This is a genomic window from Kitasatospora sp. NPDC057223 (assembly GCF_042669755.1).
Classification (GTDB): Bacteria; Actinomycetota; Actinomycetes; order Streptomycetales; family Streptomycetaceae; genus Kitasatospora.
Window position 1 is genome coordinate 1 of sequence record NZ_JBHUWW010000298.1, and the last position, 1713, is coordinate 1713.

Below are 1713 nucleotides of genomic sequence, written 5' to 3' on the forward strand. Positions count from 1 at the left end.
CTAGGTTCTGTCCGGCGGATCTTCGTACGGCATCATGTGCGGGGTGCACCCAACGCAGCCTGATGACCTGACCGTTCGCCTGATTGAGGCCGACGAGCCAGCCGATGTCGTCTATGCCGGGGCTGCTTGCCTGGCGGGGCTGCTCGGCGGATTCGGGTGGGTCAGGTCCCGTCATTCGCTTGAGCGACGGGCGTCGGTTCGCCGTGAGGTGCTCCGGCTGGAGAAGAGCAAGTGGAACCGATCGGGACGCTTGATCGAGTTCACCGTGGCGAGCCTGACCGTCTTCGACGAGGACCTGGGCGCGTGGCGTCGAGCCAACCCCGAGCTGACCGTTCGCCGGCCCGAATCCGTCGAGTCGATCGTCTGCGCCTCCAGCTTCCTCGACATGCCCGGTCAGCACTTCGTAGTGCTCACCCGTCCCGAGGAACGCCGGACGAGACTGGAGCAGTTCGCAGCTCACCTTCGCGACACCGCGCTCCCGTGGTTCGCCAGTACCGCTGACCCCGAGCAGATCGCGCGGACAGCTCCTGATGCGCTTCTCACCGCGTGGGGGTTCGCTCAGGATCTGATCGAGTTCCTCGTCAGCACCGGCCATCACCTGCAGGCACAGGCGCTGTGGGATCGGGTCCAGGAACATCAGCCAGCCCACCGGCATGCATTCGTGGCAGGCCGGACCATGGCCGGGACAAGAGAACGACCCCGCTGGCACACGCCTGAGGCCCTTGGGTGGAGTGCGTCCGTCCTGGATTTGCTGTAAGCCTGCTTCGTGCGGCGGGTCACGGCCTGAGCCAGAGTCGGATCGACGCGACGGTGACGGTGCCGTGGAAGACATAGGCGCGCTTGTCGTACCGTGTCGCGACGGCCCTGGAGTGCTTCAGGCGGTTGATCGTGCGCTCGACCTCGTTCCGGCGCTTGTACATCTCCTTGTCGAAGCCCGCGGGCCGGCCTCCTCGGCTGCCGCGGCGCCGGCGGTTGGCCCGCTGGTCCTTCGGCTCCGGGATGGTGTGCTTGATCTGGCGTCTGCGCAGGTAGCGGCGATTGCGGCGGGAGCTGTAGGCCTTGTCGCCGCCGAGGTGGTCGGGGCGGGTGCGCGGATGGCCGCCGCCTGGGCGCTTGACCCTGATGCGTTCCAGGACCGGGATCAGCTGAGGGCTGTCGCCCCACTGGCCGGGCGTGATCAGCATGGCCAGTGGACGGCGGCCGCCTTCCCCGGCGAGGTGGATCTTGGAGGTCAGACCGCCACGGGACCGGCCGAGTCCCTCGTCGGGGCGGTGCTGCCGGGGCGTCGATCTCCGCTTTGGGATCCGGGGTGTTCTGCGCGGTGCACCGGCAGCGTGCTGGTGGGCCCGGCACGAGGTGGAGTCCACGCTCACCATGCTCCAGTCGATGCGTCCCTGGGAGTCGGCCTCGGCCTGGACGGCTTGGAGGATCCTTTCCCAGGTGCCGTCCGCCGCCCACCGGCGGTGGCGCTCGTACACGGTTTTCCAACTACCGAACCGCTCCGGCAGGTCCCGCCACGGGACGCCCGTGCGGACCCGGAACAGGATTCCGTTGATCACCGTCCGGTGATCAGTCCACCGTCCGCCTCGGCGCCCGGTCTTCGGCAGATGTGGTGCCAGTTGTACCCACTCGTCGTTCGTCAGATCGCCCCGCCCCACGACCAACACAATGGGCCACGCGAGGCGATCACATGATCCGCCGGACAGAACCTAG

Annotated in this window: 2 protein-coding genes; one reads left to right on the forward strand and one right to left on the reverse strand. The window is 67.9% G+C overall.

Annotated elements, in window-relative coordinates:
- Positions 1-43: 43 nt before the first annotated feature.
- The gene (locus ACFUK0_RS40145) at positions 44-757 is read left to right on the forward strand and encodes a hypothetical protein (RefSeq protein ID WP_380259036.1); all 714 of its coding nucleotides are present in this window, start codon (positions 44-46) and stop codon (positions 755-757) included.
- A gap of 19 nt (positions 758-776) precedes the next feature.
- On the opposite strand, the gene ACFUK0_RS40150 is transcribed toward ACFUK0_RS40145, so the two are convergent.
- Positions 777-1658 (reverse strand): IS5 family transposase, encoded by an 882-nt coding sequence (locus tag ACFUK0_RS40150; RefSeq protein WP_380259038.1) that lies wholly within the window; start codon positions 1656-1658, stop codon positions 777-779.
- Positions 1659-1713: the final 55 nt, after the last annotated feature.